The following is a 16,891-nucleotide window of genomic DNA, read 5'->3' as shown; positions in this document are numbered from 1 at the left end:
GGACTCCGGATCTCTCGCAGCGACTCCACCTCTCCGTCCCCCGCAGGCACCCTTCCAACCGCGGCTCCCCGCCGTGTGATAGCCTCGCAGGACGCATGGCACCCTACCGCTCCTCTCGCGAGGACCGCGCCGCGCCCCCGCCGCCGCCCCCAGGGCCGGTCGCCGACATGGTGCAGCAGTTCGCCGATCCCTACGCCTTCCTGCGGGAGCTCGTGCAGAACGGCATGGACGCCGGCGCGCGGAAGATCGCCGTGCGCGTCGAGACGCTGCCCGGCGCGTGCGCCACCTCGGTCACCGACGACGGGTGCGGCATGAGCCGCGAGGACATCGAGGGCCCGCTGCTCACCCTCTTCAGCTCGTCGAAGGAAGGCGACGCGACGAAGATCGGGAAATACGGCGTCGGCTTCGTCTCCGTGTTCGCCCTCCAGCCAGAGCAGGTCGACGTCGAGACGTGGCGCGACGGAAACGCATGGCTCCTCCGGCTGCACAGCGACACGAGCTACGAGCTCGAGGACGCCGGCCCGCGCCAGGGCAGCGGCACGCGCGTGACCCTGATCCAGCGGCTCGACCGGGAGGCGTTCGTGGAGCACGCACGCCGCGCGCACGCCGCGCTCCGCCGCTGGTGCCGCCACGCCGACCGCGAGATCACCCTGAGCATCGCAGACCACGAGGGGGGCTCCCGGACGGGCGCCCTGCGCATCGACGCGCCGCTCGCCATCGCAGCGCCCGTCTCCGTGACCTCCGTCGAGGAAGAGACCACCGTCGTGGTCGGCCCCTCCGCCGGCGCTCAGCACCTCGCACAGCCCACGAGCGGGGACCCCGCCGTCGAGCACGGCCAGAGCTTCGCCGGCTTCTACAACCGCGGGCTCACCCTGTTCGAGACCGCGGACGAGCTCTTCGGCGGGCTCTCGGGCGTGCGGTTCAAGGTGATGAGCCCCCACCTCCAGCACACCCTGAGCCGCGATAACGTGCGCCGCGACGACGCCTTCTGGGAGGCGATCGCGCGCGTGCGCGAGCTCGTCAAGGGTCCGCTCCGGCGCGAGCTCGCCGCCCGCCTCCCGCAGGCCGCGGCCGCGGCAGCCGCCGGCGAGGCCGAGGGCGCCGCCGCCTACGCGGCGATGCTGGAGGCGGCGCTGTCGCCGCCGACAGCGCTCGATCCGGACCAGATCCCGTTCCCGCTCGCGAGCCCCGTCGCAGGCGACCGGAGCCGCGCGGGGCTCCGGGCGCTCACGCCGGGGCGCGAGCCGCTGCTCGTGGCCAGGCGATCCGACGCGCTGACCGCGGCCATGGCCCGCAACGGGCTGCCCGTCGTGCTGTGCAACCACCCCGCGACCAGGGCGCTGCTGAAGCGGTGCTTCCCGGCGGCGCGCGTCGAGAAGGCGCACGCCGCCTACCTGCTCGTGCGCGAGGAGCGCGAGGAGCCGAAACGCGCCCGCGCGGCCGACGCGGTGCTCCTCCAGGTGATCGCCGACGCGCTCGCGCGCGCCCGGCACGGGGTCGCCCGGGTGAGCCTCTGCCAGGTCGAGGGCGCCCTCCGCCAGCGCAGCGGGTTCCTCCTGCCCGGGAGCGGGGAGCGCGCCGGGCCCGAGCAGAGCTGCCACGCGGCGCGCGAGGTCGTGCGCCGCGCGGCGCGCTTCCCGCCCGGACACGCCCTCTACCTCAACATCGAGAGCGACTCCGTGGCCCTCGCGCGCAGGCGCGCCGCCGTCGACGCGGTGACCGCCGGCAACCTGCTCGCCCGCGCGCTGCTCGTCGAGGCCAAGGGGCCGCTCGATCCCGAGGACAGCGACCGGCTCCTCGACCTCTCGGCGAGCCCGCCGCCGCGCGCGGGGGCGGCGCGCGGCGAGAGGGCGCCCGCAGGCGGCGCGCGCCCCGCGCCGAGGGGGTCGCCGCGGTGAGCCGGGTCGTCGCCCGCGGCGCGATCCGCGTCGATGCCCGCCGCGCCGTCCAGAAGCTCAGGGAGCACCTGCTCGTCGACCTGGACCTCTACCTGCTCGAGCTCGTCCGCGCCGCCGCGGCCGGGGGCGCGACGCAGATCGATCTCCGCTACGACGCCGACGACGTCGTCGTGACCTTCGACGGAGAGCCGCCCGACGGGCCCGCCCTGGCGCGCCTCCTCGACCACGTGCTCAACGCCGCGCCCGACGCCGCGTCCCGGAGGCTCCGCCTGCTCGCGCTCGGCGTGAACGCGGCGCTCGGGCTGCGCCCGGCGCGCGTCGACCTGCTCACGACGGGGCCGTCCAGCGAGGCCAGCGGCGCGAGCTGCACGCGCGTGCGCTTCACGCCCGCCCTGATCGAGGCGCCCGCCGAGGCCCCCGCGCCGGCCGCCGGCCCCGCCTGCGACGAGGTCCCGAGGCCGCCCGGAATGCCCGCGGCCGGCCTGCGCATCGAGGTGCGGCGGAGGCTCGGCTGGTCGGTGCTCCGCCGGGCGATCACGGGCGATAGCCCGCCCGAGCTCGCGCACCTCGCCGCGGCCACCGGCGATTTCCCGATCCCGATCGCGCTCGCCGGCGAGCCGCTGCGCCGCGCTCTCCCGAGCAGCGACCTCGCGGTGCTCGTGCGCGTGCCGTTCCACGTGCGCGGCGCGCGCCGAGCGGCGCTGGAGATCGTCGCGCCTCCCGAGCCCGCAGGAGGTCCGGCCAGCTCGTCGCCCCGCTCGCGCCCCCTCGCCGCGCCCATCTCGACGCCCGTCCCCTCCGGCCTCCCCGCCGTCGACTACCTCGAGCACGGCGTGCGGCTCGTCCGCGAGCGCTGGAGCTTCGCCCCGCGGTTCCCGTCGGCGCCCTACCAGGGCGTCGAGCTCCCGGTCCGCGTCGTCATCGACGCGGACGCGCTGCCCACCAACGCGTCGCGCTCGGCGGTGCGCGAGGACGCGCCCCTCCGCGCGCGGCTCGGCGAGGCGGCGGCCGGCGCGCTGCTCGACGCCATCAAGGCCCTCGCCGCGCTCGTCTGCGGCGAGGGCGCGGTCCCCGACGGCGCGATCGTCGTCGACGAGGACCGCGGCCGGCTCGCGGACGCGCTCGCGGCCTTCGCCTGCGTCGCGACCGGGGCGGCGCGGACGGGCGCCGAGCTGCCCGCCGAGGCGCAGGCCGTGCGCGAGCTCCCGCTGCTCCGCGACGGGCGCGGGCGGCCGACGTCGCTCGCGGCGCTCGACGCGCACGATGCGCCGCGGCTCTTCCTCTTCCGCGGCGACGCGAGGCTCCCGAAGGCGCTCGCCCCCTGGGCCGGCGACGTGGTCTGGAGCCCGGGGGGTCTCGTCGAGCGCGCGCTCGCCGGGCTCCCGCTCGCCGACGCCGAGGCCATGATCGAGCAAGCGAAGCTCGGCGCCGAGCGCCGCAGGGCGTTCCTCCTGCACGCGACCGGCGATCCCGTCGTGCCGCCCTCCCCGGATCACGCGTTCCGCGACGCCTTCCAGGTGGACGAAGGGCCGCTCGCCGGCCTCCGCGGCGAGCTCGCGGTCTTCGCCGACGCCCGCGAGCCCCCGCGCGGCGCGGAGGTCCGGGTGTTCGTGGAGGGGCGGCACCTCGAGACCGTGGAGCTCGATCCCGCCGCCGTCCCCTTGCCCGTCGAGATCGCGCTCGCGTGGAAGGGGCGCGTGCTGCCGCGGTTCGCGTACGACGGGGTCGAGCGCGACGCGCGCTTCTGGCGCGCCGTCCGCCATGCGCTGAAGCTCGCGCTCGCCGCGGCCGACCGCGAGGCGAAGCGGCTCTTCAGCCTGGGGGACGCTCAGCGAGGCGCGCGCTCGACGACGCCCGCGCCTGCGCCCGAGAGCGAGCTCGCGCGCGTGAGGCCCGCGCTGCGCGCCGCGATCGGGGCGGTGTTCTGCGCGCCTCGGCGCCTCGGCGCCGGGGACGGCGGCTCCGGGCGCGGAGGCGGCGCGGCGCCGGCCCCGGACGACGGCCTCGCGCTCTCGCGCTTCGAAGGCCTCCTGGACGCGCGGATCTGGCCCACGCTCACGGCGGGGTGGTTCGTCAGCCTGAACGGCCTCTCCGCGCTCTCCCGGACGACGCGCGGCCTCTGCGCGGCGCCGCCCGAGGCGCGGGGGCGCGCGGCCGACCGGAGGCCGGTGCTCGCCGTCTCGCAGCGCGAGCTCGACTGGCTCGCCGCCGCGCTCCCGGAGCGCGAGCTCGTCCCCTACGGCCCGGGGCTCTTCACCGAGGACGAGCTCGCGGCGCGAGGGCCGGCGCGGCGGCGCGCGCTCGCGGCGTCCCTGGAGAGGCTCGGGGCGATCCCCGCCGGCGCGCCGGTCCTCGAGGTCAGCGGCCCCGGCTTCCTCGCGCTCGCCACGCCGAGCGACGCGATGGTGGAGGTGTGGCACCACGCGTCGCGGCCCCTCGCCACCCTGGAGGCCGCGCCGCTGTTCAGCCCCGCCGCCATCGCGATCGACGACGACGCGGCGGCGCCGAACAGCGCCTGGGACGGCCTCCTGTCGCCGCGCAACAACGCCGCCGTCCACGCGGTCGAGTGCGCGCTCTGCGAGGCGCTCGTGGCCGCGCTGGAGGGCGACGCCGCGGCGCGCGCGCGGCTCGGTCTGCGGGGCGATCCGCGCGGCAGGCCCGACGCCCGCGTGAGCGCCTACCTCCTCGACAGCGTGCAGGCGCTCCAGGCGCGCGCGCGGGCGCTCAGAAGCGCGCCCCTCGAGGCGGCCCCGAGCGAGCTCGCCGCCCGCATCCGGCGCCTGCCGCTGCTCGGGATGCTCGACGCGCGCGGCCAGGAGGTCGCGTGCTCGCTCGAGACCCTCGACGCGACGCACCCGGCGCCCGCGCCGATCCCGGTGCTCGACGCGGCGCCCGGCTTCGAGACGCTCTCCTGGCACCCGCTCGTCGTCCGCAACCCGCGAGAGCGCGCGGCCCTGATGCGGTGGGCCGGCGGGCGCGCCCTCCTGGCGCAGAGCGGCGTGCCGGCGCGGCGGCAGCGCGCCGCCGCCGAGCAGGAGCGCCGCGCGTCCGCCGGCAAGGCGCTGCAGGAGCATGGCCCGCGCGGGGCCGCTGGCCCGCCGCGCGCGCCGCTCGCGCTGCCAGGCGCGCCCTCGCACCCGCTGCTGCGGGTGAGCGCCGCCGCGCTCGGCGTGCCGGGGCTCGAGGGCGAGATCGAGATCGTCGAGGGGCCGGTGTCGGACGCCCGCTTCGTCGGCCCCGACGGCGCGGAGCGGCGCGTGGAGGTGGAGCTGCCGATCCCGCTCCGCCTGCTCGTGCGCGCCGGCGCGGCGGACCCGTCGAGGGACGCCTCGCGCGCGATCCTGACGCGCCTCGCGAAGGCCGCTGGCCGCCACCTGATCGCGCTGGCGCCGCGCTTCGACGAGCTGCCGCCGTTCGCGCGGGGTCACGCGCGCCGCGCCGTCCTGAAGACGCTGGCCCAGGGCAAGCGCGTCGTCGCGGAGGCGGCGCGCGCGCAGCTCTTCCACGACATCGAGGGGAACCTCTTCTCGCTCGACGACCTCCGGCGCGAGCCGCGCGCCGAGTGGCTGTGCACCTCGACGCCGCCACCCTACCCGAAGCAGCGCTACGAGCGGCCGGTCCTCGCGCTGAGCAGGCCCGAGCGGCTGCAGCTCGCGACCGCCGTGATCGTCAACGATATCACCGACGCGGTCGCGCGCGATCGCGCGGCCGAGGAGCGCCTCACGGCGCCGCCGCTCGCCGCCGTCGGCCTCGACGCGGCCGCGCGCGCGGCGTGCTTCGCGATCCTGCCCTTCGAGCGGCCGGCCGGCGCGCAGGAGGGCGCGCCGCCCGCGCACGGCGAGATCGGCCTGCTCGCCCCGGAGCACGCCGGGGCGGCGGGCATCGCGGTGCACGTGGGGCGCCGCCCGCTCTGCGCGCTCGACGCCGGCGACGGGTGGCCCCTGTGCGCGGCCGTCAACGACGACGCGCTCGAGCCGAACCGCGCCTTCGACGGGCTCAAGGCCCGCGGGGACGCGTCGAGGCTCCGGCAGGCGGTGCGCGACGCCGCCGCGCGGTGGATGCGCGCCCGGCTCGCGCCGCCCAGCGACGCGCTCGCGACGCGGTGGATCGACGTCGCCATCACCTGGCCCCGGCCGCTGTTCGTGACCGGCGCGCTGTGGCTGCCCGCGCGGTGGCCGCGCGCGCCCGAGGTGCTCGTCGCCGCGCCCTCCGCGGCGATCCTCGGCGAGGGCCGCGGGGGCAGCGACGGCGGCGGCTTCACCCCGCTCGCGCTGCGCTGCGGGACGGGCGTGGGCTCCGGGACGACCGGCGTGGCCCCGCTCGCGCCGGTCGAGGGGAGGCTCCTCGTGTGGCCGCTGCGCGAGGCGCGCTGGGACGCCATCGCGGAGCTCGCCATGGAGGCCGCGGCGTCGATGGCGGCCGAGCTCTCGGATCAGGCGGCCGCAGCGCCGTACCTGTGGAACTTGCACCTGCTCGGCCGCCTCTCCGGCGGCAAGCTCGCGGCGCGGACCGCCTCCGGGGAGAGCGTCGGCCCGGCGGCGGTCCGCGCCGAGCTCGCGGCGAGCGGCTGCCTGTGGATCTCCGATCGCCGGGGGAGCGCGGACGGCGATTTCCCGGACGGCTCGCCGCCGTTCGTGCTGCTCGACGACGGCTCGCCGCTTGTCGAGGTGCTGCGCCACCGCGCCGCCCCCGGCGCGCTGCGCGAGCTCGGCGCCCTCGCGGCGACGCCCGCCCCGGCCGTGGAGCTCGCGGCGGAGATCGAGCCCGCCTCCGGGACGGGTTTTCCCGCCGCGAGCGCGGGCCCTCCCGCCGCGGGCGCCCGCGGCGCGGAGGCGCCCGCGGCGGAGGCGCCGCCCGACTCGAGCGGCGCGCGGGCCTGGGCGATCGCGCTGTGGCGCAGCGTGCTCGGCCTGCTCGGCGGCGAGGCGGCGCCGGTGCCCGGCGCCACGCCCGAGGGGGAGGAGGCGGCGGCCGGGAGCCCGCTCGCGGCCGCGCTCCACGAGGCCATCGTCCGGATGAACCTCGAGGGATCCCCGGTGCGCGCCGTCGTCGAGGGCCGCTCAGGGCGGCCGATCCGTTACGACGCGAGCCGGAGCCACATCGTCGTCAACACCGAGCACGAAGCGCTCGCGTGGCTGCGCGCGCGCGGGGCGCCCGACCCGGCGGCCGTCGCGCTGCTGGCGGCGGCCGCCGTCGGCGAGGTGAACCGGGCGCTCCAGTCGGTCACCGACGCGGAGGAGCGCCGGGCGCTCGATCATCTGCTGCGCTCGATCGGGTAGCGCGCGCGGGCGCCCCGCTCCCGGCGTTGCCCGCGCGCCGCCGGGGCGCAAAGCTCTTCCCCGTGGACACCGTCTTCACCGTCGGCCACGGCACCCGCAGCGTGGAGGAGCTCGTCGAGCTGCTCGGCGAGGGGCCGGCCGACACGCTGATCGACGTCCGGAGGTTCCCGGGATCGAGCCGCTCCCCTCACCTCGGCCGCGCTGCACTCGCCGAGGCGCTGCCCCGGCTCGGGGTGACCTACGTCTTCCGCGGCGACGCCCTCGGCGGACGGCGGATCGGGCAGGCGGACTCGCCGCACGTCGCCTGGGAGAACCCGAGCTTCCGGGCCTACGCCGATCACATGGAGACCGCCGCGTTCCAGCGCGCGCTCTCCGAGCTCGAGGCGGAAGCGCGCGCTGGACGGCGAATGGCCCTCCTGTGCGCCGAGACGCTCTGGTGGCGGTGTCACCGCCGCCTCATCGCCGACGCCCTCGTCGCGCGCGGGCTCGCGGTCGTCCACCTGCTCGGCCCCGGCGCGCAGGCCCCGCACGCGCTGAACCCCGCCGCCCGGCCCGACGGCGCCGGCCACCTCATCTACGACGTCGGCGCGCAGCGCGCGCTGCCGCTCGGCGGCGCCGGCGCGGAGCCCGCGCCCGCGTCGCGCGAGCCTGTGCGCCCACGCCGCGCGCGGTGATCCCGGCCGGCCAGGTGGCCGCCGGACCTGGATGTGCCCCCCGTCGAGCCGCTGCAGAAGCGCGTCGCATTCCTGCGGACGGCGATTGGCACGGGAGCCCGCGATCGACCTCCGGTATCGCTGGCCGCTCACCGGCGCCGGCCCGAGGGCCGTACGGTACGTGTCAAAAATCACGAAGTCCGCGTAGCGGTCCAGTCGGGTATCACCTGAAAAATAGACCATCAGTCGTCGCACTGACGTCCTGATCCCGGCCCACCTGGAGCGCCATCCGCTCCCACGGGGGCTTTCCGCGGAGCGCGACATCGAGCGCCCCCCGCCCGTCCGGTATGGCGGAGCCGAACCGATTCCGTTACCGTCCCGAGATCACATGAAGGCGCGCCCGATGTGGGCAGGGCCTCCTGGCTCGGGAGACAGTAATGAAAGTGCAACGCATTTCGGCGATCCTGCTCACCTCGGTCGCCTTCTCTGCAGGCTTCATCGGTTGCGGCGACGACGATTCGGGCGGGGGCGCAGGCGGCGGCTCTTCCTCTTCGACCACGAGCTCGTCATCGGGAGGCGCCGTGAGCACCAGCGCGGGCGGGAGCAGGGCCGAGTTCCTCGGCGCCCGCTGCACGGCCGACGCCGACTGCGGGCCGGACGGCGTGTGCGCCCTGGAGTCGGACGGGGAGGCCGGTCCTGCGGGCGGGTACTGCACGATGGAGTGCGCCGACGACGGCGACTGCGAAGGAGAGGGCAGCGCCTGCCTCAATAACATCTGTTACCTGGGCTGCGTCCTCGGAGAGCCGGAGATCACGGCCCTCGACGAGGAGCTCGACCCGCTCAAGTGCCACGGCCGCGACGAGCTGCGCTGTGAGGAGGTGGATGACGGCGTGTCGGTCTGCATGCCGAACTGCGGATCCGACTCCCAGTGCTCCGACTCCGGCCGCAGCTGCGATCCCAGGCAGAACGCGTGCGTCGACACGCCCCACGAGGGTCTGCCGATGGGGGCCGCGTGCGACCCCGAAGCCGACGAGGATCCGTGCGCCGGACACTGCGTGGGCTTCCCCGGCGACGTCGGAGCCTGCACCGAGTTCTGCGGCTTCGGCGGCGATGTGTTCGAGTCCGACTGCGGCGGGTTCGAGAACGGTCTCTGCCTCTACCAGTTCGCGGAGGTCGTCGGCGCCGGCGACTTCGGCGCCTGCACCAGGGCGTGCAAGGCGCACGACGATTGCCTGTTGCCGAACGCCCGCTGCGAGGACTTCCGCCTCCCGGACAACGGCATCTGCATCTTCGACAAGGTGCCGTGCGAGGACGACAGCGATTGCAAGGCACCGGACGAGTGCGCCGAGACGCCTGATGGCTTCTTCTGCCTCGACCCGCTGTACCCGCTGAGCAACGAGGGCACGGGCGGCGCCGGCGGCGCCGGCGGCGCGGGTGGCGCCGGCGGCAGCGGCGGCGCGGGCGGCAGCGGCGGCGCGGGCGGCAGCGACGGCGCGGGCGGCAGCGGCGGCGCGGGCAGCACCAGCAGCGCGGCCAGCACCAGCAGCGCGGCCAGCACCAGCAGCGCGGCCAGCACCAGCGGCGCGGGCGGCAGCGGCGGCGCGGGCGGCAGCGGCGGCGCGGGCGGCAGCGGCGGCAGCGGCGGCGCGGGCGGCAGCGGCGGCGCCTGATCGCTGAGTCTCAAGACAGGCACTCATCTCATCTCCTCTCGACTCCAGGAGGTGAGATGAGCGCCTCGCGTTCCACAGCCCTTCCTCGAAGCACCCGAGACAGCGCGGTGGCGGTCGCGACGACGCGTTTCCCAGGGCTCCCACGCGCCCAGGAAGCGGCGCGCGCCGCCGTCGCCATCACCGGTTCCGTCGCGAGCGCGAGGCCTGTCTATCGGCCCGCGGACGGCGCGTTCGCCCGCGGCGACAGGCCGCGGACGAGGGTCGCGAGCGTGCGCAGCACCGGGGTGTCGACCCCGGCCCGGCGCGCGCGCTCGACCACCGCGCCCTGGAGGATGTCGACCTCCGTCGCGCGGCCGGCCCGCACGTCCTGCAGCATCGAGGGCTCGGTGAGCGGGAACTCGGAGCGCGTGAGGGCGAGCATCGCGTCCGCGGTCGCCTCGGAGATCTCCGCCCCTTCCGCCCGCGCGACCGCGATCACCTCGAGCATCGCCGCCCGGGTGAGGTCCTCCATCCGCTCCGCGACCACGCCGGCGCGCTGGCCGGTCAGCGCGCAGATCGCATTGAAGGGGGCGTTCCAGACCATCTTCTCCCAGAGCATGGCGCGGTGGTCCGCCCCGCAGCGGACCGGGATGCCCGCGCGCTCGAGCAGCGCGGCGGTCGCCTCGACCCGCGCCTCCTGCCCGGGCCGGTAGGGCGCGAGCCCGGCGCGCGTCGGCGCGAGCGTCTCGATCTCGCCAGGCCCGGCGACGCCCGAGGACATGTACGCGATCGCGGCGATCACGCGCGGCGCGCCGACGTCGCGCGCAACAACGTCCTCGGAGTCGAGCCCGTTCAGGAGGGGCGCGGCGAGGCCGTCCGCGGCGAGCAGCCCGGCGAGCTTCGCGCTCACCGCGGCGAGCGACGGCGATTTCACGGCGATGAGCGCGAGATCGAACGGCCCGCGCGCCCCGTCGAGCGGGGCGACACGGAGCGGGGGAGTGCGCAGCTCGCCGGACGGCGTGCGGACGATGAGCCCGCGGGACCGCATCACCTCGGCGTGCGCGCCGCGCGCGACGAAGGTGACGTCTTCCCCGGCGAGCGTGAGCCGCGCCCCGAAATAGCCGCCCACCGCGCCCGCGCCGACAACGAGGATCCGCATCGGCGGCGACCATAGCACGCTCGAGCCGGACCGCAGGGAACCGACGAGTGGCGACCCGCGAGGATTGCGGATATGCCTACGCCGAGATGCGTAGGCCGGAAGCCCCCGCCACGGCGCACGAGAGCGGCCTCATGAGCGCAGGCGAGCCGAGCATGACGATGGAAGCCGAGCAGCTCCAGCGCTTGCTGGACGCCCTGCCGGCGCTCGTCTCGTATATCGACAGCGACGAGCGCTACGGCGTCGCCAACCGGGCCTACGAGCGCTGGTTCGGCGAGGACAGCGGCTCGATCGTCGGCCGGCAGGTGCGCGAGGTGATCGGCGACGCCGCCTACGCCGCCGTGAAGCCGCACATCACCGCGGTGCTCGCCGGACGGCCGCAGGACTTCGAGTCGCGGCTCACCTACCCGAAGGGCCGCCGGCGCCACGTGCGCATCCAGTACATCCCCCACCTCGGCGCGAGCGGCGATGTGCGCGGCTTCTTCGCGCTCGTCGCGGACGTCAGCGAGCAGAAGCGCGCGGAGGACGCGCGGCGCTTCCTGGCCGACGCGTCGGCCGCGCTCGATCCGGCGCAGGGCCGCGACGCGGGCTTCCGGCGCGTCGCGGCCCTCGCGGTCGCCTCGGTGGCCGATCTGTGCGCCGTCCACACGCTCGAACCGGACGGCTCCGTCCACGCGCGGGTCGTCGCGCACGCCGATCCGGCCAAGGCGGAGCTCGCGGCACGGCTGGCTCGGCTCGGCCGCCCCCTTCCGGAGCCCGGGGCGCGGACGTCGCTGCTGCACGAGGTGCTCCACGGCGGCCACGCCCGGCTCCTCCCCGACCTCGCCGACCCCGCGCTGGCCGGCGCGGACCACCTCGCCGCCCTGCGCGAGCTCGGCTGCCGCTCCGCGGTGATCGTGCCCATCCGCGGCGACGCGTGCGTCCTCGCGGCGCTCACGCTCGCGTCCGCAGAGGTGGATCGCACCTACGGCGCCGCCGATCTCGCCTTCGCCGAGGAGCTCTCGCAGCGCATCGAGGTCACCTTGCAGCGCGTGCGCCTCTACGACATGGCCCGCGACGCCGAGTCCGAGGCGCGGCGGCGCTTCCTGGCCGAGCAGGAGGCGCGCCGGGCCGCCGAGCGCGCGGCGCAGCGCATGGCCGGCCTCCAGCGGATCACGGCGGCGCTCGCCGACGCGCTCACCAGCGAGGCCGTGGCGCAGGTCGTCGTCGACATCGGCGTCGCCGCCGCGGGCGCGTACGCCGGGATCATCGTCGTGACGGCGGGCGACGAGCTCGAGTGCCTCAAGGAGGTCGGCTACGAGCGCGAGACCGTCGAGCGCTTCCGGCAGATGCCCCTCGACGCCGCCCTCCCGCTCACCGACGCGCTGCGGACCGGCGCGCCCGTCTGGCTGCGCTCGCGCGAGGAGTGCTCCGCCCGCTACCCGCGCATCGCGAGCGCCGCGCTGTCCGGCGCGACCGTGTCGCTCTGCTGTCTCCCGCTCGTGGTCCAGGAGCGGCCCATCGGCGTGCTCGGGCTGAGCTTCGCGGAGCCGCGCCCGTTCGACCGGGAAGAGCAGGAGTTCCTGGTCGCGGTGTCACGCCAGTGCGCGCAGGCCATGGAGCGCGCCCGCCTGCACGAGGAGCGCGCCGCTCTCGTCGAGCGCGAGCGGCGCGTCGCCCTCGAGAACGCCCGGCTCTACCGCGAGGCCCACGAGGCGGACCGGCGCAAGGACGAGTTCATCGCGATGCTGTCGCACGAGCTCCGCAACCCGCTGGCGCCCATCACCACCGGCCTCGAGCTCCTGCAAATGAGCGCCCAGATGAGCGCCGGCGAGCGCGCGGATCGCGACGACCGGCAGATCCTGGCGACCCTCGAGCGGCAGGTGAAGACGATCGTCCGGCTCGTCGACGATCTCCTCGACGTCTCCAGGATCACGCGGGGCAAGATCGAGCTGACGCTGGAGCGGCTCGACGTCGCCTCGGTCGTCGAGACCGCGGTCGAGTCGGTCCGCCCGCTGCTCGTCCAGCGCGGGCACGATCTCGTCCTGTCGGTGGATCCGGGCGTCTTCGTGCACGGCGACCGCGTCCGGCTCGAGCAGGTCGTCGTGAACCTCCTCAACAACGCGATCAAGTACACGAACCCCGGCGGCCGCGTCTCGCTCGCCTGCGCCGCGATCGCCGGCGACGCGCGGATCCGGGTGACCGATACCGGCGTCGGCATCTCCGCCGAGCTGCTCCCGCGCGTCTTCGAGCCGTTCATGCAGGCCCGGCGCACGCTGGACCGCTCCCAGGGCGGCCTCGGGATCGGGCTCACGCTGGTCAAGCGGCTCGCCGAGCTGCACGGCGGCCGCGTCGAAGCGCTGAGCGGGGGCCCCGGCGAGGGGACGACCATCAGCGTCTGGCTCCCGCTCGCCGGCGCGCCGAGCGCGCCCGCCGAAGCCCCCGCTCCGCCGGCGCCCGGCGCCGCCCCTCCGCGCGCCAAGACGCGCCCCCTCCACGTCCTCCTCGTCGACGACAACGTCGACGCCGCCGATGGCCTCCGGCGCGTCCTCCAGCTCCACGGCCACGCCGTCTCGATGGCCCACGACGGCCCGGCGGCGCTCGAGGCCGCGCGGGCGTCGAAGCCCGATCTCGTCCTGCTCGATATCGGCCTGCCCGGGATGGACGGCTACGAGGTCGTCCGGCGCCTGCGCGCCGAGCCCGAGCTCACGCGCTCCTACATCGCCGCCCTGTCCGGTTACGGGCAAGACCAGGACCGCCGCCGCTCGCGCGAAGCCGGCTTCGACGCGCACCTCACCAAGCCGGTCGCGACGGAGCAGCTCCTGTCCCTGCTCGCCGAAGCCGCCCCGCGCGGCTGATCGGCCCGCGCTCCATTTCAGAAGTGCAATGCAGCCGCGCCGGGGCGCGATACAGCGCTGAAACAGACGATTCCAGTTCTGAACGGTGCGCCCATTTCCTTTCATTGGCGCTGTCGCGTCCCGCCTTCGCTCGGTGCCCTGTTGCGCTCGCCGATGGCCGCGAAACATGCAGGAAACATGAGGTGGCATAGGCGATTGCAAGAGGCCTAGCGCGCCGTCGGGCCGACAATTTATTCCTGCGAAACAGTTGCGAAACAGAGCCCACAGTACACAGTTTTTGGTCCGGGACTGTGGCTGATGCATGGTTCGGACGGCAGCGCGGCAGTGACGGTGAGAAGGACTCACCGGGTCCAAAGGTGGGTTTCATGAGCAAGAAGAAGGACCTCCTCGTCATCGGCAACGGCATGGTCGGGCACAAGTTCATCGAGAACATGGTTCTCGGTGGCTTCCTGCGCGAGTGGAACGTCACGACCTTCTGCGAGGAGCCGCGGCTCGCCTACGACCGGGTGAACCTGTCCGCCTTCTTCAACGGCAAATCGGCCCAGGATCTGTCGATGGTCAAGCCCGGCCTCTACGAGGAGGCGGGCATTCAGGTCCATCTCAACGACAAGGCCGTCTCGATCGATCGGCGGAAGAAGGCGGTGACGTCGGCGAAGGGGAAGACGGTCTATTACGACAAGCTCATCCTCGCCACCGGCTCGTATCCGTTCGTCCCGCCGATCAAGGGCAAAGACGCGAAGGGCTGCTTCGTCTACCGCACGATCGACGACCTCGAGGCCATGGACGCCTACGCCAAGGTCGCGAAGGTCGGCACGGTCATCGGCGGCGGCCTGCTCGGGCTGGAGGCGGCCAACGCGCTCAAGAACATGGGCCTCCAGGTCCACGTCGTGGAGTTCGCGCCGCGCCTGATGGCCCTCCAGGTCGACGACGCCGGCGGCGCGATCCTCCGGGCGAAGATCGAGTCGCTCGGCGTGAACGTGCACACGAGCAAGTCGACGACGGAGATCGTCGCGGAGCACGGCCGCGTGGCGAGGATGGTCTTCGCCGACCAGAGCGAGCTCTCGACCGACATGATCGTCTTCTCGGCCGGCATCCGCCCGAGGGACGAGCTCGCGAGGGCGTGTGATCTCGCGCTCGGGAACCGCGGCGGCGTCGCCATCAACGAGCGCTGTCAGTCGTCGGACCCGGACATCTATGCCATCGGCGAGTGCGCCAGCTACAACAGCCAGCTCTACGGCCTGGTGGCGCCCGGCTACCACATGGCCAAGGTCGCGGTCGACGCCATCACCGGCGGGAAGGAGACCTTCAGCGGCTTCGACATGAGCACGAAGCTCAAGCTGATGGGCGTGGACGTCGCGAGCTTCGGCGACGCGTTCGCGACCCAGCAGGGCGCGCGCGTGCTCAGCTTCATGAACGCGACGTCGAACGTCTACAAGAAGCTCGTCGTCAGCGCGGACGGCAAGCTCCTCCTCGGCGGCATCCTGGTCGGCGACGCCGCGAACTACGGCCAGCTGCTCCAGCTCGTGCAGAACAAGATCGTCCTCCCGCCGCACCCGGAGGACCTCATCGTCACGGCGCGGGACGGCGCGAAGCCGGCGGGCCTCGGCGTCGACGCGCTGCCCGACACCGCCATGATCTGCTCGTGCCTGAACGTCACGAAGAAGGCCATCTGCTCGGCCATCTGCGACGACAAGCACGTCACGGTCGCCGGCATCAAGGGGCACACCAAGGCCGGCACGGGCTGCGGATCGTGCACCACGCTGATCTCCGACATCCTGAAGAAGGAGCTCAAGAAGGCCGGCGTCGCGGTCAACAACTACATCTGCGAGCACTTCAACCACTCGCGCCAGGAGCTCTATCACCTCGTCCGGATCCACCAGATCAAGACGTTCGACGACCTGCTCACCCGCCACGGCCAGGGCAAGGGCTGCGAGATCTGCAAGCCCGCGGTGGCGTCGATCCTCGCGTCGACGTGGAACGAGCACATCCTGAGCAAGAAGCACCTCCCGCTGCAGGACACGAACGATCGCTACCTGGCCAACGTCCAGCGCGACGGCACCTACTCGGTGGTCCCGCGCGTGGCGGGCGGCGAGATCACGCCGGATCAGCTCATCGCCCTCGGGGTGGTCGCGAAGAAGTACAACCTGTACTCGAAGATCACCGGCGGCCAGCGCGTGGACCTGTTCGGCGCGCGGCTGGAGCAGCTGCCCGACATCTGGCGCGAGCTCATCGCCGCCGGCTTCGAGTCGGGGCACGCGTACGGCAAGGCGCTGCGCACCGTGAAGTCGTGCGTGGGCAGCACCTGGTGCCGCTACGGCGTGCAGGACTCGGTGGGCTTCGCGGTCGCGGTCGAGAACCGCTACAAGGGGCTGCGCAGCCCCCACAAGCTGAAGTCCGCGGTGTCCGGCTGCGCGCGCGAGTGCGCCGAGGCGCAGGGCAAGGACTTCGGCATCATCGCGACGGAGAAGGGCTACAACCTCTACCTCTGCGGCAACGGCGGGATGAAGCCGCAGCACGCCCAGCTCTTCGCCTCGGATCTCGACGAGGCGACGCTCATCAAGTACCTCGACCGGTTCCTGATGTTCTACATCCGCACGGCGGACCGGCTCCAGCGCACGTCGGTGTGGTTCAACAACCTCGAGGGCGGCATGGATTACCTCCGCCAGGTCATCATCGAGGACTCGCTCGGGATCTGCGATGAGCTGGAGAAGGAGATGGCCCACCTCATCGACACCTACGAGTGCGAGTGGAAGGCCGCGGTCAACGACCCCGAGAAGCTCAAGCAGTTCCGCCAGTTCGTGAACGCCGGCGAGCCCGACCGGAGCATCGTGTTCGTCAGCGAGCGCGCGCAGCACCGCCCCGCGGCGTGGCAGGAGAAGTCGAACGTCGTCGAGGAGATGATCTGACAGCGGGGCCGAGGGGCCCTGTCTGAGGGAAACCGTCATGAGCGAGCTGCACACTTCGGAAGCGCCTCGGAGCGAGACCATGACCCAGGGTTGGATCGACGTCTGCGGGGTAGAGGACATCATCCCGAACACGGGGGTCTGCGCGCTCGTCGGGAAGCGCCAGATCGCGCTGGTCCGGGTCGGCGAGGGCGAGGAGGTCTACGCCATCAGCAACTTCGACCCGTTCAGCAAGGCGTTCGTCCTCTCCCGCGGGATCGTCGGGGACAAGGGGGGCGTCCCCAAGATCGCCTCGCCGATCTACAAGCAGAGCTTCGATCTGCGGTCGGGTCAGTGCCTGGACGACCCGGGCGTGAGCATCCCCGTGTATCCCCTCCGGGTCCGGGACGGGCGTGTCGAGATCCAGGCCGCGGCGGAGCCGCTCGCGGCGGCGAGCTGACGGGATGACCTGGCGAGCCAGCGCCAGGCGCTTCCGTGCGGCGGACGCGCCGCCGTTCGCGGTGTCTCTCTTGGAGT

Annotated in this window: 8 protein-coding genes; 7 read left to right on the top strand and 1 reads right to left on the bottom strand. The window is 74.4% G+C overall.

The features are described 5' to 3' along the window. Positions 1-95: 95 nt before the first annotated feature. The 4 genes from WME82_RS46165 (at position 96) to WME82_RS46150 (ending at position 9,500) form a co-directional block, all read left to right on the top strand. Positions 96-1,898: an ATP-binding protein gene (locus tag WME82_RS46165; protein ID WP_438040535.1), complete on the top strand. Its 1,803-nt coding sequence runs from the start codon at positions 96-98 to the stop codon at positions 1,896-1,898. Further along, on the top strand, positions 1,895-7,177 hold the full coding sequence (locus WME82_RS46160) for a hypothetical protein (RefSeq protein ID WP_438040534.1): 5,283 nt from the start codon (positions 1,895-1,897) through the stop codon (positions 7,175-7,177). Before WME82_RS46165 ends, WME82_RS46160 begins: the two co-directional genes overlap by 4 nt. Before the next feature lie 62 nt (positions 7,178-7,239). Beyond that, positions 7,240-7,851 (top strand): DUF488 domain-containing protein, encoded by a 612-nt coding sequence (locus WME82_RS46155; protein WP_438040533.1) that lies wholly within the window; start codon positions 7,240-7,242, stop codon positions 7,849-7,851. 416 nt (positions 7,852-8,267) lie between these two features. Continuing rightward, a complete protein-coding gene (locus WME82_RS46150; protein ID WP_438040532.1) occupies positions 8,268-9,500 on the top strand; it encodes a hypothetical protein in 1,233 nt (410 codons plus the stop codon). A gap of 208 nt (positions 9,501-9,708) precedes the next feature. Here WME82_RS46150 and WME82_RS46145 read toward each other — a convergent pair whose 3' ends face one another. Continuing rightward, positions 9,709-10,638, bottom strand: a complete 930-nt coding sequence (locus WME82_RS46145) for a ketopantoate reductase family protein (RefSeq protein ID WP_438040531.1) — start codon at positions 10,636-10,638, stop codon at positions 9,709-9,711. A 131-nt stretch (positions 10,639-10,769) separates the two neighbouring features. Between WME82_RS46145 and WME82_RS46140 the strand changes: the two genes are divergently transcribed. From WME82_RS46140 to nirD, 3 genes are all read left to right on the top strand, one after another. Further along, positions 10,770-13,472 (top strand): ATP-binding protein, encoded by a 2,703-nt coding sequence (locus WME82_RS46140; protein WP_438040530.1) that lies wholly within the window; start codon positions 10,770-10,772, stop codon positions 13,470-13,472. A 365-nt stretch (positions 13,473-13,837) separates the two neighbouring features. Beyond that, complete coding sequence (gene nirB, locus WME82_RS46135) at positions 13,838-16,378, top strand: nitrite reductase large subunit NirB (RefSeq protein WP_438040529.1); 2,541 nt, start codon at positions 13,838-13,840, stop codon at positions 16,376-16,378. 37 nt (positions 16,379-16,415) lie between these two features. Further along, positions 16,416-16,814: a nitrite reductase small subunit NirD gene (nirD, locus tag WME82_RS46130; RefSeq protein ID WP_438040528.1), complete on the top strand. Its 399-nt coding sequence runs from the start codon at positions 16,416-16,418 to the stop codon at positions 16,812-16,814. The last annotated feature ends 77 nt before the right edge of the window (positions 16,815-16,891 follow it).

Source organism: Sorangium sp. So ce128 (assembly GCF_051525245.1).
GTDB classification, from domain to species: Bacteria; Myxococcota_A; Polyangia; order Polyangiales; family Polyangiaceae; genus Sorangium; species Sorangium cellulosum_B.
Note: the sequence above shows the minus strand (reverse complement) of the source record. Positions and strands in the feature narration are given on the sequence as shown.